The organism is Paenibacillus sp. LHD-38 (genome assembly GCF_031157315.1).
Taxonomy (GTDB): domain Bacteria; phylum Bacillota; class Bacilli; order Paenibacillales; family Paenibacillaceae; genus Pristimantibacillus.
Genome location: NZ_JAVIFU010000001.1, coordinates 61,452 through 85,162, shown reverse-complemented (window position 1 = coordinate 85,162; position 23,711 = coordinate 61,452). Strand labels below are relative to the sequence as shown.

Below are 23,711 nucleotides of genomic sequence, written 5' to 3'. Positions count from 1 at the left end.
ACAATGTCTTTTTTTTATAAAAGACTTCACAAATACTATTGTAACATGTTACAATGTAAGCGCTAACAATTCAGTGGTTCACATTTCTAAAGGGGGAAATTGAGATGATGAATGTTGTACTGAGCGAACGGAACGTGTATGAGGATTTTGAGCTGGAGTCGGATGTACTTTACTTTAAACTCGGTATGCAGGGACTCGTAAGCTTCCATGGCAGAAACTATAATATAAAGAAGAGAATGACTGCCGAACAGATTGCTCAGCTAACGAATGAAAGCAGCTTCTATCCGATCAGCTCCAATTGCTACATTAATATCGGAAAAATCAAGACGATCGAGGGCGGCACCATTTTCTTCGGCTCTGATATTTCCGAATCCAAACAGGTTTCAGTCAATCGCCGCAAGCAATACGTCATTCAACAGCTGTTCTCGCAGCGTGCATCAAGCAAAGACTTACGCATAACGCCATAAACGCATAAACAACCGCCCTCATTCAGCAATATGCGGAATAGGGCGGTTGTTTGTTTTGCTCTGTCCTGCTATTCTTAGGTTGAATATGATTTTTCCAGCTCATGCTTTGACGTGTTAAGCTTTTTTCAAATACTTTTTAGGAGGATTTTCATGTCTACGCAAGGACAAGCATTCGAACAATTATTCAATGACGAACAAGCTGTGTGGCTGCAATGGGGAGCTTATGAAGCAGCAGTATTGCCGGCAGTTGGTGCCAACCTCATCGCTTTCCGCGATAAAGTAAACAACTATACATTCCTGCGCGAGCCATCGCTTGAGGAAATGGACGGCTTTAGAGCTAATCCGGGCATTCACGGCATTCCTGTGCTGTTCCCGCCCAACCGTTATGAAGATGGTACCTTCACTTGGAACGGCAGAACTTATAACTTTCCTGTTAACGAAGCCAAAACCGGCAATCATTTGCACGGATTTTTCCATACAGCTGCATGGAGCGTAGAGGATTTTGGCACAAACAAAACCGAAAGCTACGTTTCTCTCAAAATTTCAATCGATGAGACTCACCCGATATATACTTATTTGCCTCACCGCTTCACCTTGAAGCTTCGTTACGCTTTGAATGATACCGGATTGCTTCAGCATGTATCGGTACATAATGAAGGAACGGAAGCGATGCCTTGCTTGATTGCTTTCCATACGACGATCAACGCGCCGTTCGCTCCGAACAGCACAGCTGACGATTACCGCTTCACCCTCACAACCGGCAAACGCTGGGAGCTGAACGAGCGCATGCTGCCGACAGGTAACTACCAGCCGCTTGTTGCGGACGAGGAAGCCATGAAAACAACCGGGATCTCGCCTTTCTGGGAGTCGATGGACAACCATTACACAACCGAGCCGCAAAACGGCCGCAATGCGATGGAGCTTACCGACACTCGAAATGGTGTAACGCTTGTTTACGATATTGGAACAGCCTACAAGCAGTGGATGATCTGGAACAACAATGCAACGCCAGGTTTCTTCTGTCCAGAGCCGCAGCTCAATCTTGTCAACGCGCCGAATATTAATCTGCCGGCTGAGCAAATCGGGCTTGTCTCGCTTGAGCCAGGCGGAATTTGGGAAGAAACGAGCCGCTTGTACGTTAGAAAATAGGACATACCCAAAGGATGGCAGCGTATCAGGCTGCTATCCTTTTTTTGATATAAGGACAAGAGTGACTAATGTCGAGAAAGGCTGTAAAATAAAAGCATCAGCTCCGATTATGTCGAAAATTGAAGGGAGACTATGATGCGACAGCCCGTTTGGAAAGTTCTCGCCATTGTATGTTTCTTATCCTTTATTCATATAGCCATTCCGCAGCCTGCCGCACATGCGGGCTTCTTTGATCGAATCAAAGACATTTACAATACCCCGGAAAAGATTAGCGAGCTGGAGCAGCAGTATATCGAAGCGAAGGAAGCTCTTGCCGTGCAGCAGAAGAAGCTTGAGGAGTCGGCCAAAGCAGCAGAGGAGTATGCGCTCAGGCAGCAAGAGCTTCTTGCACAAAACGAACAGCTTATTTCGCAGAACGCCGATTTGCAAGCCGAAATGGACCGGATGAAGCATGACCGCCAGTCCTTGATCAGCAAGCTCATCAACACGGTTATTGTTATCGCTGTTGTTTTTATTGCTTATATCGTATCTATACGCGTATGGCGATATATGGTATGGCGTAAGCAGCAAAGCACCGGCGGAAAAGGAATTAGCGGATGAACATCACCGTTCCAGCCCAGACTGGGCATGTGCATATCTGCCTTGAAGCTGAGGACAAGCTTCATGTGCTGCATCCCAAATCCATTATCGCCTATCAAGGCGATCCCCACAATCGCGAGGACCGCTTCATGGACCTTGCCGGCATGTACCGCAAAAAACGATGGATCCGCTCCATCCTCTCGGGTCCGTCCGAGTTCATTATCGGTTTGCCGGCAGGCTGCTCACTTGAAACAGTTCAAATCGAAGAGAAGAGCGATTTGCTGTTCGACTTCCGTCACGTCATCTTTTTCTCGGAAGGCATGAAGCTCAAATCCGTTGTACAGAAGCTGAAAAACGCATGGATATCGAAAGAATTTGTCCGTATGCGCTTCACCGGTCCCGGCAGGCTGGGCATTATTACGGCCGGTGACGTGAAATCGATTCAGCTTCAGCCGGATCGTCCGCTATACGTAGAGACAGGCGCACTGGTCGCTTACCCGGAGCATGCCTCTATCCAGCTTTCGGTCTATGGCAATAAGCTTGCCAGCCAGCATATGAATGTCCAATGGGAAATTCGCGGCACGGGTCCTGTGCTTATCCAAACCGGATCACGGGATGCCGAGCTTGAGGAGCAGCTCCAGAACGGAGGTTTTCTCAAGCGTATTCTTCGCGAGGTTCTGCCCTTTGGCGGAATCTACATTAAATAAAAGAGAGGCCGGACCTCCGTCAACAGACGGCAGACCAGCCTCTTCTTTATTTAAATGCCCTGAATCGAAAACCGATGCGTATAAACTTGGTTCGCATATAAGATATATTCCTTCTCGGGGCGCTGTCCCCAGCTGTCATGTCCGCCAACACCTGTTTGCTTATGATTTACTCGGACGACGGTTTTATCGCTTTCCGGCAGCAAATAGATATGGTCATGCGCTTCCAGCTCGGACGGCGTGTATGGCAGTACGTTCAGCTCAAAATGCGGCTCACCTCTAAGCACTAGCCCTTCGCCCTGCGCGTTCGTTACGGCAGCATGGCGGACGTCCATTTTGTTCCCGCATTCCTGCGGCCTGATATAAGGCACAAGCTGATCTCGAACCTTGCCGCCATAAAGCCCTAGCTTGCCGCCGGTCTGACGGTCCCAGTAGGTCTCGTCCGGCCCTTTGCCGTACCAGCTTACTTGATCAAAGGCAGCAGGCATATGGAACAGCATGCCGACCTCAGGAATTTCCGGCAAACCTGCACCCGGCTGCAGCTCTTCATACACACTAATCTCTCCGTCGCCGTTAACCGTATAAATCAACGACAACAAGGAAACGGAAGTCGTTGGCAAGCTGAATTGCACGCGAATGGTCAGGCTGCTTTCCTGTGCTTCCCATGTGATGGCACGCAATATTCGCTCAGCACCCGCATCGCGCCAGGTGGCACAGCGTTCATGCTGCTTATTGCCGCGGTCGTTATCCGTATAAGCGCGCCAGAAGTTTGGCGTTAAACCTTTGGACAGCCGCTCAGTGCCCTTCCATTTGTAGGATGCAAGGCTTCCGTTCGATAGGTCGAACTTCGCGGTAAAGCTCCTGCCGCGTACGAGCAGCCCTTCAGCCGTTTGCTCCGCTTGGATCGCCGGCTTAGCTGCTCCGGAACCGATGAATAGCTTAACAGGGGCCGGCAGCACGAATTGCTCAAATGCAATCTCATGCCCTGCCTCCGCCCAAAGCGTTTGCTCCTTCAATAGAAGCTGAACCGTAAGCACAGCCTCATCTTCAGCCCTCGTCAGCAGTGGGAGCGTATAAGGAATCGCCAGCGTTTCCTCTGCTTCCGGCTGTGTCGCAGCTTCTAGCTTGCCCGCTTCCACAACTTCGCCATTCACCGCTACCTGCCAAGCAAACGTAAATTGATCGAGCGTACTAAATAAATGGCGGTTTGACACTTTCACTTCGCCGCGCTTCAAATCAACCGCTTCGAACTTCGCGTTCTGGTATACCTTCTTCACTTCTTGGAGCTTTGGCGATATCGTACGGTCAGCGAAAATAAGGCCGTTCCCGCAAAAATTTCCGTCATGCGGCGACTCGCCAAAGTCACCGCCGTACAGCATTTTCGAAGTGCCGTTTTCATCAGTCACGCGAATCGCTTGGTCAATCCAATCCCAGATGAAGCCACCCTGCAGAACGGGATATTTCTCGAAGATCTCCCAATACACATGCAAGCCCCCGCAGGAGTTGCCCATGGCATGGCTGTATTCGCATAAAATAAACGGCTTCTTCGGATTGTTGCGCGCGTATTGTTCAACACCCTGCGGGTTCGTATACATATGGCTTTCGATATCCGAAGCGGCTTCCGAGGCGCGCCAATGGAAGATGCCCTCATAGTGAACGACGCGGGAAGGATCCGCTTCACGCAGGAAATCATGCATTTTAACAAAATTGTCGCCGCCAAACGCTTCGTTGCCGAGCGACCAAATGACGATCGACGCATGGTTCTTGTCACGCTGGAACATCGAATTGCAGCGGTCCAGCACCGCACCCGTCCATTCAGGCAAGCTACCCGGAACCGTCGCGCCCAGCTCCTGCTGGCCATAAGACCATGCGCCATGCGTCTCCAGATTCGTCTCATCGATAACATATAAGCCGTATTCGTCACACAGCTTATACCAGAGCGAATTATTCGGATAATGCGAGGTCCGAACGGAATTGATGTTATGCTGCTTCATCAGCAATATATCTTTGCGCATATCCGCTTCATTAATCGCCCTGCCTGTATCGCAGGAGAACTCATGACGGTTCACCCCTTTGAACATGATGCGCCGCCCATTGATTTGCATGAGCCCATCCTTGATTTCGAACTTGCGGAAGCCCACCTTGCAGCTGATCGCCTCGAGCAGCGTTCCATCCTCCGACTTCAAGCTGAGAATAAGCGTATACAAATTCGGCTGCTCCGCGCTCCATTTTAGCGGATTTGTTACTGCTGCGCGCAGCTGCACGGCGGTAAGCCCTTCTCCCGCAACCTCCGTCCGGATCGATAACGGCGCTTCAAATACGGGAACGCGCTTCGCATCGTAAAGCGCAGCCTCGACTGTAATGGCCCCTAGCGGCTTAACGAAATAATTGAGAAGCTTAGCATCAACGATGAACTCCGCATCTTTGAACTGCTCATCCAGCTCTGTTTTCACAAAATAATCGTAAATATGCGTCTCAGGCGTCGTATACAAATACACATCGCGGAAAATTCCGCTCATCCGCCAGAAATCCTGATCCTCCAGCCAGCTTGCATCGCTCCAGCGATAGACCTCTACGGCAAGCTTGTTCTCGCCTTGAACGAGATAAGGGGTTAAATCGAATTCAGATGGCGTAAACGTATCTTGGCTAAATCCGACAAGCTCGCCGTTCAGCCACACATAAAATGCCGACTCGACGCCTTGGAAGCTGATAAACACGGGCTTGCCGCCCCAACTCTCCGGCACCGTAAATGTCCGCGCATACGAGCCAACCGGATTGTACGCAGTCGGGGCAAACGGCGCTTTAATATCCTCGTTGCCATCCCATGGGTATTTGACATTCGTATACTGCGGATAATCATAGCCCTGCAGCTGCCAATGGGCAGGCACCGTAATGCTGTCCCACTCGCTGTGATCGAAGCCTTCTTCATAGAAGTTGGCGATTCGGGCTTCCGCATTAGCCGCAAACGCAAATTTCCACTCGCCGTTCAGCGTTAAATAGTTAGAGGATTTGTTATGGCTTCCTTCCCAGGCTTCTTCAAGCGTGTCAAAGGGCATTAACGAAGCATGCGCGTCCATGCGGTTGATTCGATAGATTTCAGGATTGTTGTTCCACTCCGGATAACCGTTAGCCGGCGGCGTATAAATGAGCTTTTTCCGCATAAATGTATGCACCTCGTTATTGTTTTATTAAATGATATTCACATTATAATGCATTCCGATTACACGTTTAATAAAAGAATTTTAATATGACCTATCAAAATATGAATATATTTTAGGGGAGCGAAGTCCTAAGCGCAGCCGTAGGCGACCAGTATTTACCGCTAAATATAAAGCGCTTTCTCTATTAAAATGGAAAAGCAGGCCATTCTTCTACATAGAGAGGATCAATCAGCATGAAAAAGAGAATGAAACAGCTCATTTGCAGTACCGCCATGTTAGCTCTCATAACCGCTCTGCCTTTCACGGCATCTGCCGCATCCTACACGGTTCAGAAAAACGATACCCTATGGATAATCGGCACCAAGTACAGCACGACCGCCGCGCAATTGAAAAAACTAAACGGACTTACCTCGGATTCGCTCATTATTGGACAGAGACTGCTTGTGCCTGATCCGCCAGAATTTACTTCTGCAAGCGTTCTCACAGATGATACGATGTGGAAAATCGCGCAGCGCTACAATGTTCCGCTTCCTAAGCTGATCGCGGCTAATCCCCAACTGCCCGACCCAAACAACATTTGGACAGGTCTGAGCATTCGAATCCCCAAATCGCCTAAGCAATATTTGAATGGCGTGTTTCCGATCGCAAAAGGTAAATATACGCCATTCTCGAACAGCTATGCGGAAGCCCGTTCGTGGTCGGCAGACGGTACTGCGGTACGCGCTCATGAAGGTGTGGATATTTTAGCGCCCAAAGGAACAGCGGTATACAGTGCGATGGGCGGTACGATTGTCAAAGCAGGCTGGAATGAATACGGCGGCTGGCGGATAACGGTTCGCGTCGACGACAATACCGAGTTTTATTACGCGCATTTATCCAAATACGCGACCGGCATAAAGGAAGGCGTCAAAGTTGCTGCCGGTCAATTGATCGGCTATGTGGGTAGCACCGGCTACGGCCCTGAAGGAACGGAAGGAAAATTCGTCACTCACCTCCATTTCGGCATCTACAAACAATCGCCGAGCTATCATGCGATTGATCCTTATCTGTTTCTCAAATGGTGGTCGTTGTAACCGAATATGGATAAAATTATAATGTCTTATCATTCAAAAAAGGTTGATCGGGCTCGATGTCCTGATCAACCTTTCTTTATCCTCCGATATGCCCTCTTACAGCTGCAGCTGCTTCAGGTTATAAAACTCGCCCTTGCTTGCCATCAGCTCGTCGAAGGTGCCCACCTCGGCAATACGTCCATGCTTCATGACTACGATACGGTCAGCATCGCGAATCGTCGACAATCGGTGAGCAACGATAAAGGTGGTGCGGCCCTTAATAAGCTCCTGCATCGCCTTCTGGACATGAAATTCCGATTCATTATCAAGTGCTGAGGTCGCCTCATCCAAAATAATGATGCTCGGTTCGCGCACAAGCGCTCTCGCGATTGCGATACGCTGGCGCTGTCCGCCGGACAGCTTGCCGCCATGCTCCCCAACCATCGTATCCAATCCGTCAGGCAACAGCCCGATAAACTCCGATAGGTTAGCCATCTCAACGACACGTTTAACCTGCGCATCTGTGATATCGCGAAGTCCGTACGTAATATTGTCGCGAATCGTCCCCGAAAACAAAATATTCGTCTGCGGCACGACAGCCAAATGTTTGCGATAGCTGCGAAGGTCGATATCAGCCAAGTCGATGCCGTCCATCAGCACCTTCCCGCCTGTCGGCTGAAGAAAGCCGATTACGAGATTGAGCACCGTAGATTTGCCCGCGCCCGATGCGCCAACAAAGGCGATGCATTCGCCTGCCTCCACATTCAGCGTAACGTCCTCCAGCACATGATGCTCGCTCCCCGGGTACGAAAGCTCGACCCCTTGGAACGAAAATTCGCCGCGCACGCCATCCAGCTTTCTTTTGCCGCTGTTGTTTTCAATATCCGTCGATACCAATATTTCTTTAATCGAATGAATGGACTCCAGACCCTTTGCGATTTGCGGATAAATGTTAATGAGACCGGTAACCGAAGCCAAAATCATAGAAAAGAAGCCTTGGTACATAACTACATCGCCTACTTGTATTTCGCCTTGGTAAGCAAGATAAGCCGTAAAGATCAGGCAAAGCACTTGAAAAATCTGAAAGGTAACCCAGTTCGTTGAGCCAAAATAAGCTTCAACCAGATCAAGGCGGTAACCCTTGCCCTGAATGTTGCGCAGAGTAGAATCTATACGCGCAATTTCTACCTTTTCCAGACCGTGCGCACGAGTGATCGGAATCATTTCCACCATTTCCGAGACGCGCGACGACATTTGTTCGATCTCCTTGCGGAATTCCTTGTTCGACTTTCTAATTTTGCGGCGGAAAATGGTTACGATCGTAATGGACATCGGAATCGTCAGCACAAAAAACAAGGACACGATCCAGCTGCTGTTAAGCGTAATGACGAACGATACAATGATGTTCACGACGGCAGGAGCCAATGCGATCATAAACTGCTTAGACATCATCTCAACCGCTTCTACATCACGAAGCACCTTTGATTGCAGCTTGCCCGCCGGCAGTTCGCGATGCTGATTAATGGACAGCTGCTGCAGCTTCCGCACCAGCGCGCTTCGCAGCCCCGCTTCAACGTATCTTACCGCGCGGCTTAGAAAGGATATGTAAGCGGCATGCGTCGGTATATTTTGCAAGATAACAATTAATATAATGATAAAATTAACCCAGATGCCGCTAATCGGATACTTTCCCGGATTCGTAGCGATGTTTATAATATTCGCGGTTACGATCGGCAGCACGTAGACTGGCGCACTCTTAATCAATAAAAACAATAAGGAAACCAGCAGGTTGGCGAAATTCCCTTTGTATAGCGATAACAAAAATCTTAACGGACTCGCGTCCTCCTCTAAAGATGCATTTTCAAATGTGCTGGCCAGGCCTCTTGCAGCCGCTCCAAGCCTTGCTTTCTCTACCCTCTCTGACATTGCGCTCTCCATCCCTCTGCAGCTCATCTCGCTCGTAAACACGTGTTCATTCGAAGCGCTACGGCACAATATTACGCTCATATTGTGCTGCTGTAAATATTGGATTTTGCACTTATTATATTCATTTTGGCTAAATGGCTATCGATGCTTGCCTTTATAATCCTTTGGCGTTTCTCCCGTCATCTTCTTGAAAAGCTTATTGAAATAGACCGGATCGCTATAGCCCACCAGCTGCGATATTTCATAGTTTTTTAAATTCGGGTGATCCGTCAGAAACTGCTTTGCCTTCTCGATCCGAATATCGATTAAATAATCCGTCAGCGTCATGCCCGTTTCCTGCTTGAATAGACGGCTCAAATAATTGGCACTCATGCCAACCGTCTCGGCCATTCGTTCCATTTCGAAGTTTTTGTCGTATTCCTGCTCTAGTATGGATTTCATCTGCTCGATGACATGATGTTCTTTTTCTTTTGAAATCGACTCCTGCGGCAGGATAGGCTCGTTCATATCTCCTGCAAGCATGCTCTCATCGCGCTCTTGCTTAATCTTAATCAGGAGGTCATATAGATTCGCTTTATCGACCGGCTTGAGCAAATAATCCCGCACGCCGTAGCGCAGCGCCTTTCGGGCATATTCAAATTCGCTAAAGCCGCTGAGCACGATCGTCGCTATCGTCTTGTCGCGCAAATGCTCGATGAGCCTCAAGCCGTCCATCATCGGCATTTTTATATCGGTAATAAGCACATCCAACTCACCTTCGCCAAGCTTCGAAATATGCGCCCAAGCATCCATTCCGTTGCTGTACGAGCCGATGACCGTAATGTCCAAATCCATTTTCGTTAGTATTTTTTCAAGGCCTAATCGTATAAATTCCTCATCATCCGCGATTATAATGTTCATGCCTGTTCGCTCCTTTCGCGTGCGCCTCTTCTAGTTTGCGCTAAATTCGGTACCGCTGCAACGCAAGCGTAAACGGCTGACGCCATCTTTAGCGGCAAAAGCTCGTTTCGCGATGAAATATAAGCATTGTATAAGGTTAAAATTTATACTTTCTTATATTTGAAAAAAAGCGGGCGGTTATTTAACCGCACCGCTTGTTACACCCGCGAATATATACTTTTGCAAGAAAATATACATGATTGCCGTTGGTATCATAATAATGAGTATGGCAGATGAAATCATTTGCCAATCACCGCTGTTAACCCCAAAGAAACGCATGAGCGATGTGGAGACGACAACATGTTCGGCCCTAGGCAAGTAAAGCAGCGGAATGAACATATCATTATAGATGCTGATTGTTTTCAAAATAATGATAGTCGCCGTTGCCGGAGCAAGCAATGGGAAGATGATCGAGCGGAAAATCCGGATTAATGAAGCTCCCTCCAGCATTGCGCTTTCATCCAGCTCGTTCGGAATGTTCCGAATGAATTGCAGGTAAATGTAGATTTGCAAGATATCCGCGCCGACATAGATTAGTACGGGACCCATTAGATTATTCGTCAAGCCAAGCGCTTGAATCGTTTTGTAGTTGACGACCTGCGTTGTAATAGCCGGAATAATCGTAGCAAATAAGAACAGTCCAACAATCGGTCCCTTAAACTTAAAATTGAAGCGCCCGACTGCATAACAAAACGCTGATCCGATCAAAATATTTAAGATTAGCGTTATTGCGATGATGAATAACGTGTTTCCGAATGCATGCAGCATATCGGCTTGCTTGAAGGCTTGAGCAAAGTTTTTCAAATAAAGAAAGCTGTCCGGCATCGCAATGGTCGATTTGTCATGGAATTCATCCTTCGTCTTAAACGCGTTGACGACGATGATATAAGGCGGGAATAAAATCGCAAATGCCGCCAATACGAGGCTGATATATTTGATTGTGTCCCATAGCTTATTGGATTTATTCATCGATTACTCCCCCTTTCCTTTCAATAAAAAGCGTTGAATCGACAATACAATAATAACAAAGAGCAGCAAGACTACGCTCATCGCGGATGCTAAGCCATAATTGTTAAATTGGAAGGCCGTCTCGACGATTTTCATAACGAAGGTTTCACTTGAACCCGCCGGTCCGCCTTTGGTCAAGATATAAGGCAGATCAAATACCTCGAGCGCCCCGGTAACGGTCAGAAACAAATTAAGCTCTATAATTTTATAGATGTTAGGAAGCGTAATGCTGATAAACTTTTGCCACCCGTTTGCGCCGTCTATTGAAGCTGCTTCATAGATATCGTTCGGTATGGATTGAAGCGCGGCCAAATAAATAACCATGTTAAAGCCCATGAAACGCCAGAAGCCAATGGAAGCAAGCGTGTAGTTTACGAACGATCCGTTACCGAGCCAGCTCGTTTTCGACAAAGCATCAAAACCAAGCTGTCCAAGCAGATAGTTCAATGATCCGTTTGTTGTATCAAATACGTAACCGAATAAGTATGCTACAGCAACGCCGTTTAGGATGTACGGTAAAAATAGCAGCAGCCTGAAAAAGTTTTTTCCTTTAAGCTTGCTGTTTAGCACCACCGCAAAATAAATCGCGGCAATATTTTGTACGATTCCTACAGCGAAATAGGCAAAGTTATGTTTGAAGACACCGAAGATTTCAGGATTAGCAAATACTTCTTTATAATTTGACCAACCAATCCATGCCTTATCAGGACTTAATCCGTCCCAGCTTGTAAAACTTAAACGAATGAGTTCAAGCGCCGGATAATAGGCGAATGTCAGCAGCAGCAGCAGCGGCAATGCGACAAATCCAATGATTACAAAGTTCTTTTGTGTTTTGAAAGGCAATCTGCTAAACATGGAACAATCCCATCCTCCCTGCGTCTTTCTAATCGGATTGCGCAGGATGGATAATCGCTTAGCGGATCATCCATCCTGCATGCCATCCTTATTCTTACAGACCTAGATCTTTTTTCGCTTTCGCCCAAGCCGTGTTCACTTTGTCGAGAACCTTTTGCGGATCTTTAGACAATACGAACTCTTGAACAACTGCGCCTTGATCAAGCTGCGCTTTGTTTTGGATTTGCGTAGCAGCATCTACCGGTGCTGCCGGCTCGAAGAATTTAGGGTTAAAGCTGTTGAACTCAGCAAGCTGAGGAAGCTTCGATTCTTTGTCCTTCAGCGTAGGAATGAAGCCTGCGAAATCGTCGAAGCCCGATTCTTCTATCATCCATTGAACGAACGCTTTGCCTGCTTCTACATTGCCGCCTTTGTTAACCGCGTAGAAGAAGTCTGGGTTAAGTGGAGCTTTTGCTTCGCCAGAGTTGTCGGCAGGGAATGGGAAGAAACCAACGTCTTCAGCAGGCGCGCCATTTTCGATAACTTGGTTGATTACCCAGTTGCCAAGCAGGTACATACCGAATTTACCGGATGCTACGTCTTTTTTCGATTGCTCCCAGTTCGTCGAGTTTACGTCTGTTTCCAGGAACCCTTTTGTATACAAGTCACGCAGGATACTCCATGATTTTCCGTATGCGTTGTCAAGCGTGAAAGGCGTGTCGCTTTCAGCACGTTTGTTTTGGTGATCGGAAGCAGAGCCGATAAGCGTTGGTACATCATATACCCAAGCATCAAGCGGCCATTTGTCTTTGAAGTTCGAAGCAAGCGGCACGATGCCTGCGTCTTTCAGCTTTTGCGATGCTGCAAGGAATTCATCGTATGTTTTTGGAAGAGCCGTGATACCTGCTTTTTCGAAAGCCTTTTTGTTATACACGATGCCTACTGTCGAGGCGCCGGAAGAAATACCGTACATTTTGCCTTCGTTTGCTTTCAAATCTTTGAAGTGAATGTCGCCGGAAAACGTGATATCGTCAAGCGGAGCAAAATAATTAGCCAGCTCTGCGTTTGGAATCGTCGGCACAAACACAACATCAGGGAAATCGCCTGAAGCGATGCGGATTTTCAATGTTTTATCATAATCAGTAATCGCTTCGAATTTAAGATCTACGCCAGGATATTTTTCTTCAAAGCGTTTCTCATAATCAACGTACTGCTTATCGATCATGTCTGTACGGTTTGTTAAGAAAACAACATCACCCGTAATTTTTGAAGCTTCTTCGGTACCGCCGTTTTCCGGCTTATTTGCAGCTGTGTCGTTCGTGCTCGGCTTGTTAGTAGTCGTATTTCCGTTCGAATTTGTGTTATTGCCTCCACACGCCGCTAACGATGTTAGCATAACCACAGAAACAAGCGCTAACGAAATGACTTTTTTCATTTTTTAAATCCCCCTCAGCTCTTTTTGATTCCGCTTACATTACGATAATACCTCATAAAAAACAGTTCTAAAATGGTTTAAAATATTATTTATAGTCTTAAACTGACATCGAGTGAAAACGCTACCCTTGGCTATTTTACTCGTTTTTCTGTTTTCATCCGCACATTTTGCCGTTATTAAATGAAGCTAAATTATATAATAAGCCCCATACGAAGAAAGGTATTGCAAACATCCCTCGAATCATGTTTACTTGTTATATAACAAAATCATAAATTAGCAATAACAAAAATACCAAATTAAAGTGAGGCGACTCAAATGACTAGTAAAACAGCCTATATTGGCGGTATGACATGGGGCTGGACCGGCATCCGCGGCACATGGTCTGGAGAACAAGCAGATCGTTCCATGGAGCTCATGGCCGAACGCTTAAACGTAAACTGGACAGCTATCGCGCTGGGCGCTCTTCAGGATCATGCGCACGCGACTGAAATTAAGTTTCGTGAAGAGCCTACGGTTACCGATGAAGAGGTTCGTTATGCGATTCGCAAAGCGAAAGAGCTTGATCTTAACGTTTGCTTGAAACCGGTCGTCAATTGTGCTGACGGGACATGGCGTGCGCATATCAATTTCTTCGATCTCGATGTTCCCTGTGAGCCCAAGTGGTCTGATTGGTTCGCTTCTTATACAGAATTTATATTGCACTATGCACGAATTGCCGAAGAAACCGGGTGTGAAATGTACTGCATAGGCTGCGAGATGGTACAAACCGATCGCCGTGAATCCGAATGGCGTCAGTTAATTGCCGAAGTTCGCAAGGTTTACTCCGGGATTGTTACTTACAACTGCGATAAATACCAAGAAGGCCAAATCAAATGGTGGGATGCGGTTGACGTCATTTCCTCAAGCGGCTACTACCCTATCGATTCTTGGGAAGAGCAGCTTGACCGTATTGAAAAAGTTATAACTGAATACGACAAGCCCTTTTTCTTCATGGAAGCAGGCTGCCCTAGCCGTGAAGGCTCGCAGCATATCCCTAATGACTGGGGGCTTCCAGGAGCGCCGAGCGAAGAGGTGCAGCGCCTTTTCTACGAGACGATGTTTGCTCATTCCGATAAGCGTGACTGGGTCGGCGGCTTTATGCTATGGGATTGGCCGTCACGGTTATATGAAGAAAGCGAAGCAGCCGCAAACGATGATTACTGCATGTACGGCAAACAAGCTGAGCAAACCGTCCGCAGCTATTACGGGGCGAAAATTTCAAAGAAAGCCGTAGGAGGTTCTGTTAAATGAGCGAAAATAACCAGCAGTGGTTAGCCAGCATCAAGCAGGAGCTGGAATCGAACATTCTCGGTTTCTGGATGAAGCATACCGTCGATGAGAAGAACGGCGGCTTTTACGGCTACATAAGCCGGGATCTTACGATTATTCCTGAAGCAGGCAAAAGCCTAGTGCTTAACACGCGCATTTTGTGGACCTTCGCCTCCGCCTATCGGATTACGGGAAATGAGCACTATTTAAACATCGCTGATCGCGCTTATGAATATGTAAATGAGCATTTCGTAGATCCGGAATACGGCGGATTGTACTGGATGGTTGATGCGGCAGGCCAGCCTGCTGAAACGAAAAAACAAGTATACGGTCAAGCCTTCGCTATCTACGCTTACTCCGAATATTACCGGGCAACCGGCAATAAGGCTGCGCTTCAGAAAGCGATCGATTTGTTTCACACGCTTGAGCGTTACAGCTATGATGATCAATTTATGGGCTATTTCGAAGCGCTGACGCGCGAATGGCAGGAAACCGACGATAACAGCCTAAGCGAGAAGGATTTAAACGAAAAGAAGTCCATGAATACGCATCTTCATGTCATGGAGGGTTATACGAACCTTTACCGGGTATGGAAATCAGACGAGCTTCGCTCCAAGCTGAAGGAGCTTATCGAAATAACGATCAAGCACATCATTAATCCGGTTAACGCGCACTTCATTTTATTTTTCGATGAGCAATGGAACTACAAATCCGAGCATATCTCATTCGGCCATGATATCGAAGGCAGTTGGCTGTTAGTTGAAGCTGCCGAGGTGCTAGGTGACGAAGCTCTGCTTGCCGCAGCGAAAGAAGCAGCAATCCGAATGGCTGATGCTACGCTGAACGAAGGCGTGGACGACGATGGCGGTCTGTTAAACGAAGCAGGCCCGGAGGGCTTGCTTGATGCGCATAAAGATTGGTGGCCGCAAGCAGAAGCGGTCGTTGGCTTCTATAATGCTTACCAAATGACAGGCGAAGAGAAATATCGCGAGGCTGCCGTTCGGTCATGGGCTTTCATCGAGCGCTTTATCGTTGACAAGGAACATGGGGAATGGCACTGGAGCGTAAATCGAGATGGTTCGCCAAGTGATAACGTTCAAAAGGTCAGCCCTTGGAAATGTCCTTATCACAATGGACGCGCCTGCTTTGAAATGATCGAACGTCTGAACGGATTATCCACAACACACTAATGGAGGTTATTCTTATGAGCAAATTTAATGAACGCAAGCAATTGCTGACTGAGCGCATTGAGGCGCTTGTTCAACGCAAAAACGAGCCTGAAACGTTTGGCAACGGCGTATTTGACCGTTATGTGCATCCTGTTCTCACGGCAGCGCATGCTCCGCTTATTTGGAAATATGATTTTAATCCCGAAACAAATCCCTTTTTCATGGAACGCCTTGGCATCCACTGCGTTTTCAATCCCGGTGCGATTTTCTTAAACGGTAAATTCCACCTTGTCGCACGTGTCGAAGGCAATGACCGCAAGTCCTTTTTCGCGATTGCTGAAAGCGACAGCCCCGTTGACGGCTTCCGCTTCTGGGATCATCCGATCCTGCTTCCGGAGACAAGCGTTCCTGATGTAAACGTCTATGATATGCGTCTCGTTCAGCATGAAGACGGCTGGATTTACGGATTGTTCTGCACGGAGAGAAAAGATCCATCCGCGCCGAAGGGAGATCTCTCGAGCGCTATCGCGCAATGCGGCATCGTAAGAACGAAGGATTTGAAGCAATGGGAACGCCTTGCCGATCTGAAAACCGCATCGAACCAACAGCGTAACGTCGTGCTTCATCCTGAATTTGTGGAAGGCAAATATGCATTCTACACTCGTCCTCAGGATGGGTTCATCGACACGGGCTCAGGCGGCGGCATTGGCTGGGGACTATCCGATACGATTGAAAATGCGGTTGTGGAACGCGAGATTATTATCGACGAGCGTCACTACCACACCATAAAAGAAGTAAAGAACGGCCAAGGCCCTGCTCCAATCAAGACGGATAAAGGCTGGATTCATATCGCTCACGGCGTTCGCAACACTGCGGCAGGCCTCCGTTATGTGTTATACGCCTTCCTATCCGACTTACATGAGCCAAACAAGGTTACGCACCGCCCAGGCGGGCATTTGCTTGCGCCTGAAGGCATCGAACGCGTAGGCGACGTATCGAATGTTGCCTTCTGTAACGGCGTCATCGCACAGGATAATGGCGACGTATTTATTTATTACGCCTCCTCCGATACGCGCTGCCATGTAGCCGCAACGACAGTCGATCAGCTGCTTGACTATTGCTTGAACACACCGGAAGATCCGCTTCGTTCGCACGCTTGCGTAGAACAGCGCATCGCTTTGATTGATCGCAACCTGCAGCTGCAATCTTAATTTCTCAACCAAAAGAGGGAGTGCTTCCTATCGTCTTAACAGACGCTTAGGAAGAGCTCCCTCTTCTTTATGTATTCTCACTTATGACTTCCCCCTTCTCCTCTTGGAACTTCAAAGCCATCTAGAAGCGTTCATATCTTCTCTATTAATAAATGAGCGTACGACTAGATCCTTTGATAGATTCGCTACATAGCATGTATAGATTCTAAAGAGGGAGTTGATTATATGCCAGAACTAGGTTCAACTGGAAATCAATCGGGAAACCGCAGCAACGGTTCGCAAGGAAATCAAAGTAACGGTTCACCAGGAAACCAAAGCAATGGTTCACGTGGTAACCAAAGCAACGGTTCACCCGGTAACCAAAGCAATGGTTCACGCGGTAACCAAAGTAACGGTTCACCCGGTAACCAAAGCAACGGTTCACCCGGTAACCAAAGCAATGGTTCACCCGGTAACCAAAGCAATGGTTCACGCGGTAACCAAAGCAACGGTTAACATGGAAATAGCAGCTAACTTAGCAGCAGGTTGTCGAGAACTTTTCGGCAACCTCTACATACCGCCCGCTTTACATGTTTGCTGCTTGAACTCTACGGCTATTCTTTACGTTCTATTAAAAAATACCGGCACAGTTTGTGCTCGAAAAGATTCATTTTTAATACATTGCAGATACTATGAAGCTATCGTAAAACCAGCTATACCATGGTAGACGTAATCATAATTATTCTGTGGGAATTCTAAAAAACCTCTTAGTTATAGCTGCTCTTCCCCTCTGCCCAAGCGTGTAGGAATAGAAGCTCGTAACTGGCAGCAATGCCTCCATTTAAGCTGAACTGCTCCTCGTACACCTTATACATGTCAGCGAACAGGCGTCGCGAGCTGAGGCCGCGCATGGCAACGGCTTCCGAAGTGCTTGCACCCATCGCTTTTACCGAAATCAGAAAATCTCTTACGGAAGCATACGTTTCCGTCTGGATGGAATGCTCATATTGGATGCTTGAATAACCTGATTCCTTGAGCAGGCTTTTCCACTGGTCTGCCGATTGGAACGACAGTCCGTGCCGCTGCGGCTCCATTCCATTGGCTCGGTAAACTTCATGAAAAGCCTTATGCAGCTCATGGAACGTATCGGGCCCGAAGGTGGTGAACAACAGCAAGCCCCCGGCACGAAGCATCCGGCGAAGATGGTCCAGTGTTTGCTTCGGATTGCTCAGCCATTGAAAACAGGCACTCGAGACGATGAGATCAAACGAGGCTGACGGAGCATTAGGAGCCCATATTTCAATGTCTGCTTGAAGAAAGCTTACACTTGTCGTCTTTTCTTTGCTGCTATCGGATTGGTTTACTGCATTCCATAGAAGACGTTGCTCTGCTGCTTTGATCATATCGGGCGCAATGTCGAGTGCAGTAATCGACGCATTGGACCAATCCTTCACCAGCATTTCAGTCAGAGCGCCCGTGCCGCAGCCGATTTCAAGAATATTAGACCAGTCTCTATCACTCACATGCTCCCTATCCTTAAGAGATTTGGCTAGCCGGTTTGCCATGCTGCGCTGCACATGGGCGTGAACGTCATACGAACCCGCCGAGCTGCGGTTAAATTGACGCTTAATAGCCGCTGTTCTGCTGCTCATCCCACCATCTCCTCAGTTTCTCAGCCATGTCTGTTTCTCTTCCCAAGAACGGAACATGCCCGCCGCCGGGTATCGCAAGCAGCTCCGCTTGAGGTACTCTCTCAGCAAGCTCTGACGCAGCTCCGAAAGGGCAGATCTGATCCGCCGTGCCGTGGACAAGAAGAACCGGGCATTTAATTTCCGGCAATTGAGACAAACATTCCTCGCTTCGCAGAAGCTGGAGTCCGGCAATTAATGCCGAGGCTGTCCAACTGCCGTTACCAGGAAGGCTATTACCCAATCCAGATTCCCATTCGGCCCCGGTAAACATATTCCGGCGAAATTTCATTTCAACGCACTGCCGGTCGTTCATAAGCCCTTTAATCATCTGTCTAACAAATACATCCGGCCAGCCGAGGTCCGTCTCTTCCTTTGAACGGGTAAAACGAGCGGTTGCCGCAAACAACACAAGGCCATCTACGCAGCCTTTGGCCGCTAATTTCAGTGCCAGTAATCCGCCGAGCGACCAGCCTCCGATCAACAGCGGACCATACCCCCTTGTATTGCAGTTTAATGCACGCGAAGATCGGAAATTTTCCACCGCCGTTTCAGTCAGCATCAGCATTTTCTCTAGAGAATCGGCCTCCTTATAATCAGCGAATATATGATGAAAATCGGGCAGCTGCTCTCGAAGCCGATCGAAAACCGTTTCCGGCATGCTCCAGCCTGTCAGCCACAAGATCGTGCCGACTGCCTCCTGCTGCTGATTCTTTAATTGGGCAGCTGCTGCCATCATGGACTCAGCACTCCTAATTGCTGCCCTATGATGCGAATTTGCGAAGCTGCATCGGTTAGTTCCTTATCCGTATGGACGGCTGATAACGAGAAGCGGATTCGCGCCGTACCCGCAGGAACGGTAGGCGGCCGAATGGCCACTGCAGCAATGCCAGCAGATTCGAGAGCGCCGCTAAAGCGCAGAGCCGCATCGTTATCACCGACGATCACAGGCACAATCGGAGAGTCTCCGGCAATGATTTTAAAACCAGAAGAGCCAAGCAAGGAACGAAATGACCTGCCGGCAGCGAAAAGCCTTTCGCGGCGCCAATGTTCGTCTTGTACCAAAGCTAATGCCGCGGATACACCTGCTGTGATAGTGGGAGGAAGAGCAGTCGAATAGATGAGCGGCCTAGCCTTGTTGACCAGCCATCGAATGAGCATGCGGCTTCCGCAAACATAAGCGCCGTAGACACCGAATGATTTGCTGAACGTCCCCATATGAATATCCACTTCTTCCTGCAGTCCAAGCTCATGGCATAAACCCTCGCCGCGTTTCCCGTAAATCCCCCCGCTGTGCGCCTCATCTACCATCAGCATCGCACCGTACTCGCGTTTGAGCGCAGCGAGCTCGCGCAATGGCGCCTGGTCGCCGTCCATGGAGAAAACCGCATCGGTTACGATCAGCTTTCTCCGTCTATCCCGGTGCTTATCTAATAACGCGCGCAAATGCTCCATATCATTATGACGGTACCGGGCATGCTCCGCACGGCTGAGTATAACGCCGTCCGCAATGCTTGCATGATTCAATTGATCGCTGAACACAACGTCACCTCTGCTTACTAATGAGCCAATAACACCGGAATTAGCCATATAGCCATTTGCAAAAACTAGTGCCGCTTCGCGGTTTTGCCATTCGGCCAGAGCCTCTTCAAGGCGGCTGTACGACACCCGGTTGCCTGTCACAAGACGGGAAGCACCTGATCCGGCGCCTTCGGCGAGAAGTACCTCGCGCATCGCTTCAATTATTGCAGGATGCTGCGAGAGACCAAGGTAATCATTGGAGGACAAGTTGAGCAGTTTTCGATCTCCGCGCATCGTATAACCGGGAGATTCGGAGACCGGACTGCACTCGCGCAAGGAACGCTCCAATGAGGCGTCAGCCAATAATTCAAGTTCTTTTTCCATCCAGTTCATGGTCGGCACCGCCTTAAAGGGCGTTTAATTCAATCTCAAAGCCCAAATCCTCAATGATTTGATGATCGGCCGAAACGTCTTGCCCTGCCGTTGTCAAATAGTCACCTACAAACAGTGAATTTGCAGCGTACAGAGACAAAGGCTGCAGTGTACGAAGATTGACCTCGCGACCGCCCGCCACGCGGATTTCTTTGGAAGGACAGATGAAACGGAACAAAGCCAGTACCTTCAATGCTTTCATCGACGGCGTACGCCCTGCATTTTCCAGAGGAGTTCCCGGAATCGCGTTCAGAAAATTGATCGGAATCGAATCTGCATCCAGCTCGCGAAGCGCATAAGCCATTTCAACGATTTCTTGGTTTGTCTCACCCATGCCGATAATGACGCCGGAGCACGGGGACATCCCGTATGCCTTTACTTGTTCTACGGTTTCGACACGCTGGTCATAGGTGTGGGTCGTCGTGATGGATGGGTAGTTGGCTTTGCTGGTGTTCAGGTTGTGGTTGTAGCGATGTACGCCAGCTTCAGCAAGACGTTCTGCTTGCCCGTCTTTCAGAATGCCCAGGCATGCGCAAATTTTTAGCGGCATCGTCTCACGTATTTCTCTAACCGCGTCCACCACTTGTTCCAGCTCCTTGTCTGTCGGGCCTTTACCTGCCGCTACGATACAGTAAGTTCCGGCTTGGCGTGCCATCGCTTCACGGGCGCCGTCCAGCAGCGTTTCTTTATTAAGCAGGGTATACTTGTTTACCGCTGCCGTAGAAACAATAGATTGCGAGCAGTATCCGCAGTCCTCGGGACAAAGCCCGCTTTTCGCATTGATGATCATGTTCAGCTTCACTTTTTTTCCGTAAAAATGTTTTCTCACTCTAAACGCAGCATGCATCAGCGGCAATACCTCATCGTTTTCGGAGTCGAGCACTGCGAGCCCTTCCTCTATCGTGATACATTCTCCATTCAATGCTTTTTGGGCAAGCGACTGCCATTCCATATCCGCCGTAATTGTTTTCATCTCTATTATCCTCCCATAGTTTGGACTTTTATTGCCTGTCTAATAGGCGCGAATTGCACTGATTTTCTCACTTTATGTATCCATGTATTTCCAGGCTCTTCCCGGTGCATGCGGGGAATTCGGCCGAGCACCCTCAGGCCGCTGTAACGCTCGATTAGTTCCGTATTCGTGGCCACGCTCGGATCGTCATGCGGCTCCGTTATTACGCCATCGTTCAGGATGACGCCTACAATCGGTACTCCGCGATGCTGCAGGAATGACGCCGTCAGCAGCGTATGGTTAATCGTACCGAGGCCGGAACGGGCTACGATGAGCGCAGGAAGCTGAAGCTCCGAGATCAAGTCAGCTACCAGCGCGTCATCGGTTAGCGGAACAGCGACACCGCCCGCTCCCTCAATAATTAGCGCCTCATAACGGCTGGCGAGCGGGATGCCGGCGGCGATCAGCTCCTTTAGCGTAAGGGTCACACCTGCTTGCTTGGCTGCGAGCAGCGGCGTAAGCGGAGCTTCAAATGAAAATGGAGCCACCGCCTCCGGCCGGTCATCGATTCCCGTGCTTTGCAGCAGCCGTTCAGCATCGGTCACTCCGCTGCCAATCGATGCTCCCGACTGGACCGGCTTCCAGACACCGGGATTCATCCCTTCGGCGCGAAGCACTGCGGCTATGGCTGACGTCACAACCGTCTTCCCCACGCCGGTATCCGTTCCTGTCACAAATATTCCGCGTATCGTTGTTTCAGCGTTTATACAGCTCATGTAACTGAACCGCCTTCGGTAACGCTAACAATCGATTCCGCCAAAATATCCGTCATGGCTTCGAGTTCGGCCTCAGTACTGACTAGCGGGGGGATGAAAACCATCACATTGCCAAGCGGTCTTGTTAACATCCCGAGCTCTCTGGCACGCAGACTTGCCCGAACGCCTACCCGCTCTGCCCAATCATACGGCTCGCGTGATGCTTTATCGCGGACGAGCTCAATTCCGATCATCAGTCCCTTTTGCCGGATTTCACCGACATGCGGGCGATCCTTCAGGTCTGCGAGCTTATGCTCGACGAATGCCGCCTTTGCTCTCACTCCTTCTATAATGCTCCGCTCTTCAAACAGCTTCAGGCTGGCCAAAGCAACGGCGCAACCGAGCGGATTCCCTGTAAAGCTATGACCGTGAAAAAATGTTTTCTGCTCTTGGTAATCTGCATAAAACGCGTTATATACCTCATCGGTCGCAAGCGTCGCTGCCACAGGCAAATAGCCGCCGGTAAGCCCTTTTCCGATCACCATCAAATCAGGCGATACGTCTTCGAGATCACAAGCGAACATTTCGCCCGTTCGGCCGAATCCGGTCGCTACCTCATCGGCGATAAGCAGCACGCCATGCTTACGGCAAAGCGCAGCCATCTCTCGTAAACAGTAAGGCGGCATGACAACGATGCCGCCTGCTCCTTGTACAATCGGCTCTACAATAAGAGCCGCAATCTCATCTGCCCGGGTCTCTAGCAATTGACGCAGCGCGGTTAGCGTAGCCTCCAATGCCTGAGCCTCACCTCCCTCATGGCGATAGGCGTAGGGATAAGGGATCACATGCGAGGGAAATAGCATAGGGCGAAACAGATCATGGTATAGAGGAATCGCACCGACACTTACCGCACCGATCGTATCTCCGTGATACGCTTGATTCATGGTGATAAATGTCTTCTTGCTCCTTATCCCTTTGTTATGCCAGTATTGAAACGCCATTTTGATCGCTATCTCAACGCCCGTTGCCCCCGAATCGGAATAAAATACTTTGTTTAAACCTTTTGGCGTGATCTCCGCCAGCTTCTCTGCAAGCTCGATTGCCGGTACATTGGCCATCCCGAGAAGGGTGGAATGAGCGACTCTCCCGAGCTGTTCCGTAATCGCTTGATTCAGCTCCGGGACGTTATGTCCATGCACGTTGAGCCAAACGGATGAGAACCCGTCATAATACGCCCTTCCATGGACGTCATACAGCATAATGCCTTCACCGCGTTCAATAACAAGCGGGTCAGAGCTGTTGTAGTCTTTCATTTGAGTAAAAGGAAGCCATAAGTGGTTCTTGTTTAGGGATGCAAGCCGTTCGTAATCCGTTGCCACAATGATCACCATCCATCTATCATTTAATTGTTAACCAAAATTTAATTTTGAAGGTTAACAATT

21 protein-coding genes are annotated in these 23,711 nt (G+C 48.8%); 9 read left to right on the top strand and 12 right to left on the bottom strand.

Features of this window, described 5'->3' with window-relative positions:
- The first annotated feature begins 104 nt into the window (after nucleotides 1-104).
- From RCO25_RS00390 to RCO25_RS00375, 4 genes are all read left to right on the top strand, one after another.
- Nucleotides 105-467 (top strand): LytTR family transcriptional regulator DNA-binding domain-containing protein, encoded by a 363-nt coding sequence (locus tag RCO25_RS00390; protein WP_308994175.1) that lies wholly within the window; start codon nucleotides 105-107, stop codon nucleotides 465-467.
- Between the two features lie 150 nt (nucleotides 468-617).
- Nucleotides 618-1,616: an aldose 1-epimerase gene (locus RCO25_RS00385; protein WP_308994174.1), complete on the top strand. Its 999-nt coding sequence runs from the start codon at nucleotides 618-620 to the stop codon at nucleotides 1,614-1,616.
- A 132-nt stretch (nucleotides 1,617-1,748) separates the two neighbouring features.
- Nucleotides 1,749-2,216, top strand: coding sequence for a hypothetical protein (locus tag RCO25_RS00380; RefSeq protein WP_308994173.1), 468 nt, complete (start codon nucleotides 1,749-1,751; stop codon nucleotides 2,214-2,216).
- On the top strand, nucleotides 2,213-2,902 hold the full coding sequence (locus RCO25_RS00375; RefSeq protein WP_308994172.1) for an AIM24 family protein: 690 nt from the start codon (nucleotides 2,213-2,215) through the stop codon (nucleotides 2,900-2,902). The genes RCO25_RS00380 and RCO25_RS00375 overlap by 4 nt, the downstream gene beginning before the upstream one ends.
- A 50-nt stretch (nucleotides 2,903-2,952) precedes the next feature.
- Here RCO25_RS00375 and lacZ read toward each other — a convergent pair whose 3' ends face one another.
- Nucleotides 2,953-6,060: a beta-galactosidase, LacZ type gene (lacZ, locus tag RCO25_RS00370; protein WP_308994171.1), complete on the bottom strand. Its 3,108-nt coding sequence runs from the start codon at nucleotides 6,058-6,060 to the stop codon at nucleotides 2,953-2,955.
- Between the two features lie 233 nt (nucleotides 6,061-6,293).
- Here lacZ and RCO25_RS00365 point away from each other — a divergent pair, with 233 nt between their 5' ends.
- Nucleotides 6,294-7,133 (top strand): LysM peptidoglycan-binding domain-containing protein, encoded by an 840-nt coding sequence (locus tag RCO25_RS00365; protein WP_308994170.1) that lies wholly within the window; start codon nucleotides 6,294-6,296, stop codon nucleotides 7,131-7,133.
- Between the two features lie 96 nt (nucleotides 7,134-7,229).
- On the opposite strand, the gene RCO25_RS00360 is transcribed toward RCO25_RS00365, so the two are convergent.
- The 5 genes from RCO25_RS00360 to RCO25_RS00340 all read right to left on the bottom strand — a co-directional run bounded on the left by RCO25_RS00360 (nucleotide 7,230) and on the right by RCO25_RS00340 (nucleotide 13,254).
- Entirely contained in the window at nucleotides 7,230-9,038 is a 1,809-nt protein-coding gene (locus tag RCO25_RS00360) for an ABC transporter ATP-binding protein (RefSeq protein WP_308994169.1), read from the bottom strand.
- Between the two features lie 138 nt (nucleotides 9,039-9,176).
- Nucleotides 9,177-9,938 (bottom strand): response regulator transcription factor, encoded by a 762-nt coding sequence (locus tag RCO25_RS00355; RefSeq protein ID WP_308994168.1) that lies wholly within the window; start codon nucleotides 9,936-9,938, stop codon nucleotides 9,177-9,179.
- Nucleotides 9,939-10,115: 177 nt separating this feature from the next.
- Nucleotides 10,116-10,946 (bottom strand): carbohydrate ABC transporter permease, encoded by an 831-nt coding sequence (locus tag RCO25_RS00350; RefSeq protein ID WP_308994167.1) that lies wholly within the window; start codon nucleotides 10,944-10,946, stop codon nucleotides 10,116-10,118.
- 3 nt (nucleotides 10,947-10,949) lie between these two features.
- Nucleotides 10,950-11,840, bottom strand: a complete 891-nt coding sequence (locus tag RCO25_RS00345; protein ID WP_308994166.1) for a carbohydrate ABC transporter permease — start codon at nucleotides 11,838-11,840, stop codon at nucleotides 10,950-10,952.
- A 94-nt stretch (nucleotides 11,841-11,934) separates the two neighbouring features.
- Entirely contained in the window at nucleotides 11,935-13,254 is a 1,320-nt protein-coding gene (locus RCO25_RS00340) for an ABC transporter substrate-binding protein (protein ID WP_308994165.1), read from the bottom strand.
- Between the two features lie 315 nt (nucleotides 13,255-13,569).
- On the opposite strand from RCO25_RS00340, the gene RCO25_RS00335 reads away from it, so the two are divergent.
- From RCO25_RS00335 to RCO25_RS00320, 4 genes are all read left to right on the top strand, one after another.
- A complete protein-coding gene (locus RCO25_RS00335) occupies nucleotides 13,570-14,544 on the top strand; it encodes a glycoside hydrolase family 113 (RefSeq protein ID WP_308994164.1) in 975 nt (324 codons plus the stop codon).
- Nucleotides 14,541-15,752: an AGE family epimerase/isomerase gene (locus RCO25_RS00330; protein ID WP_308994163.1), complete on the top strand. Its 1,212-nt coding sequence runs from the start codon at nucleotides 14,541-14,543 to the stop codon at nucleotides 15,750-15,752. The genes RCO25_RS00335 and RCO25_RS00330 overlap by 4 nt, the downstream gene beginning before the upstream one ends.
- 14 nt (nucleotides 15,753-15,766) lie before the next feature.
- Nucleotides 15,767-16,942, top strand: coding sequence for a glycoside hydrolase family 130 protein (locus tag RCO25_RS00325; protein WP_308994162.1), 1,176 nt, complete (start codon nucleotides 15,767-15,769; stop codon nucleotides 16,940-16,942).
- 319 nt (nucleotides 16,943-17,261) lie between these two features.
- Nucleotides 17,262-17,648 (top strand): hypothetical protein, encoded by a 387-nt coding sequence (locus RCO25_RS00320; protein ID WP_308994161.1) that lies wholly within the window; start codon nucleotides 17,262-17,264, stop codon nucleotides 17,646-17,648.
- Between the two features lie 40 nt (nucleotides 17,649-17,688).
- On the opposite strand, the gene bioC is transcribed toward RCO25_RS00320, so the two are convergent.
- From bioC to bioA, 6 genes are read right to left on the bottom strand one after another with little or no spacing between them, the layout of a single operon-like run.
- The gene (gene bioC / locus RCO25_RS00315) at nucleotides 17,689-18,573 is read right to left on the bottom strand and encodes a malonyl-ACP O-methyltransferase BioC (RefSeq protein ID WP_308994160.1); all 885 of its coding nucleotides are present in this window, start codon (nucleotides 18,571-18,573) and stop codon (nucleotides 17,689-17,691) included.
- The gene (locus RCO25_RS00310; RefSeq protein ID WP_308994159.1) at nucleotides 18,548-19,348 is read right to left on the bottom strand and encodes an alpha/beta hydrolase; all 801 of its coding nucleotides are present in this window, start codon (nucleotides 19,346-19,348) and stop codon (nucleotides 18,548-18,550) included. The genes bioC and RCO25_RS00310 overlap by 26 nt, the downstream gene beginning before the upstream one ends.
- Nucleotides 19,345-20,523 carry an 8-amino-7-oxononanoate synthase gene (gene bioF / locus RCO25_RS00305; protein WP_308994158.1) on the bottom strand — a complete coding sequence of 393 codons (1,179 nt, stop codon included), beginning with the start codon at nucleotides 20,521-20,523 and terminating at the stop codon, nucleotides 19,345-19,347. The genes RCO25_RS00310 and bioF overlap by 4 nt, the downstream gene beginning before the upstream one ends.
- Before the next feature lie 13 nt (nucleotides 20,524-20,536).
- Nucleotides 20,537-21,535, bottom strand: coding sequence for a biotin synthase BioB (gene bioB / locus RCO25_RS00300; protein ID WP_308994157.1), 999 nt, complete (start codon nucleotides 21,533-21,535; stop codon nucleotides 20,537-20,539).
- 5 nt (nucleotides 21,536-21,540) lie between these two features.
- The gene (gene bioD, locus RCO25_RS00295; RefSeq protein WP_308994156.1) at nucleotides 21,541-22,290 is read right to left on the bottom strand and encodes a dethiobiotin synthase; all 750 of its coding nucleotides are present in this window, start codon (nucleotides 22,288-22,290) and stop codon (nucleotides 21,541-21,543) included.
- Nucleotides 22,287-23,660, bottom strand: coding sequence for an adenosylmethionine--8-amino-7-oxononanoate transaminase (bioA, locus tag RCO25_RS00290; protein WP_308994155.1), 1,374 nt, complete (start codon nucleotides 23,658-23,660; stop codon nucleotides 22,287-22,289). Before bioA ends, bioD begins: the two co-directional genes overlap by 4 nt.
- Nucleotides 23,661-23,711 lie beyond the last annotated feature (51 nt).

Bases quoted from the DNA above. Each gene is read 5' to 3' on its own strand.
- RCO25_RS00320 (WP_308994161.1), top strand. From the start codon at position 17,262: ATGGTTCACGTGGTAACCAAAGCAACGGTTCACCCGGTAACCAAAGCA.
- bioC (WP_308994160.1), bottom strand. From the start codon at position 18,573: ATGAGCAGCAGAACAGCGGCTATTAAGCGTCAATTTAACCGCAGCTCG.
- RCO25_RS00330 (WP_308994163.1), top strand. From the start codon at position 14,541: ATGAGCGAAAATAACCAGCAGTGGTTAGCCAGCATCAAGCAGGAGCTG.
- bioF (WP_308994158.1), bottom strand. From the start codon at position 20,523: ATGAACTGGATGGAAAAAGAACTTGAATTATTGGCTGACGCCTCATTG.
- RCO25_RS00310 (WP_308994159.1), bottom strand. From the start codon at position 19,348: ATGATGGCAGCAGCTGCCCAATTAAAGAATCAGCAGCAGGAGGCAGTC.
- RCO25_RS00360 (WP_308994169.1), bottom strand. From the start codon at position 9,038: ATGTCAGAGAGGGTAGAGAAAGCAAGGCTTGGAGCGGCTGCAAGAGGC.
- bioB (WP_308994157.1), bottom strand. From the start codon at position 21,535: ATGAAAACAATTACGGCGGATATGGAATGGCAGTCGCTTGCCCAAAAA.
- bioD (WP_308994156.1), bottom strand. From the start codon at position 22,290: ATGAGCTGTATAAACGCTGAAACAACGATACGCGGAATATTTGTGACA.
- RCO25_RS00380 (WP_308994173.1), top strand. From the start codon at position 1,749: ATGATGCGACAGCCCGTTTGGAAAGTTCTCGCCATTGTATGTTTCTTA.
- RCO25_RS00325 (WP_308994162.1), top strand. From the start codon at position 15,767: ATGAGCAAATTTAATGAACGCAAGCAATTGCTGACTGAGCGCATTGAG.
- lacZ (WP_308994171.1), bottom strand. From the start codon at position 6,060: ATGCGGAAAAAGCTCATTTATACGCCGCCGGCTAACGGTTATCCGGAG.
- RCO25_RS00340 (WP_308994165.1), bottom strand. From the start codon at position 13,254: ATGAAAAAAGTCATTTCGTTAGCGCTTGTTTCTGTGGTTATGCTAACA.
- RCO25_RS00345 (WP_308994166.1), bottom strand. From the start codon at position 11,840: ATGTTTAGCAGATTGCCTTTCAAAACACAAAAGAACTTTGTAATCATT.
- RCO25_RS00335 (WP_308994164.1), top strand. From the start codon at position 13,570: ATGACTAGTAAAACAGCCTATATTGGCGGTATGACATGGGGCTGGACC.
- bioA (WP_308994155.1), bottom strand. From the start codon at position 23,660: ATGGTGATCATTGTGGCAACGGATTACGAACGGCTTGCATCCCTAAAC.
- RCO25_RS00355 (WP_308994168.1), bottom strand. From the start codon at position 9,938: ATGAACATTATAATCGCGGATGATGAGGAATTTATACGATTAGGCCTT.
- RCO25_RS00385 (WP_308994174.1), top strand. From the start codon at position 618: ATGTCTACGCAAGGACAAGCATTCGAACAATTATTCAATGACGAACAA.
- RCO25_RS00390 (WP_308994175.1), top strand. From the start codon at position 105: ATGATGAATGTTGTACTGAGCGAACGGAACGTGTATGAGGATTTTGAG.
- RCO25_RS00365 (WP_308994170.1), top strand. From the start codon at position 6,294: ATGAAAAAGAGAATGAAACAGCTCATTTGCAGTACCGCCATGTTAGCT.
- RCO25_RS00350 (WP_308994167.1), bottom strand. From the start codon at position 10,946: ATGAATAAATCCAATAAGCTATGGGACACAATCAAATATATCAGCCTC.
- RCO25_RS00375 (WP_308994172.1), top strand. From the start codon at position 2,213: ATGAACATCACCGTTCCAGCCCAGACTGGGCATGTGCATATCTGCCTT.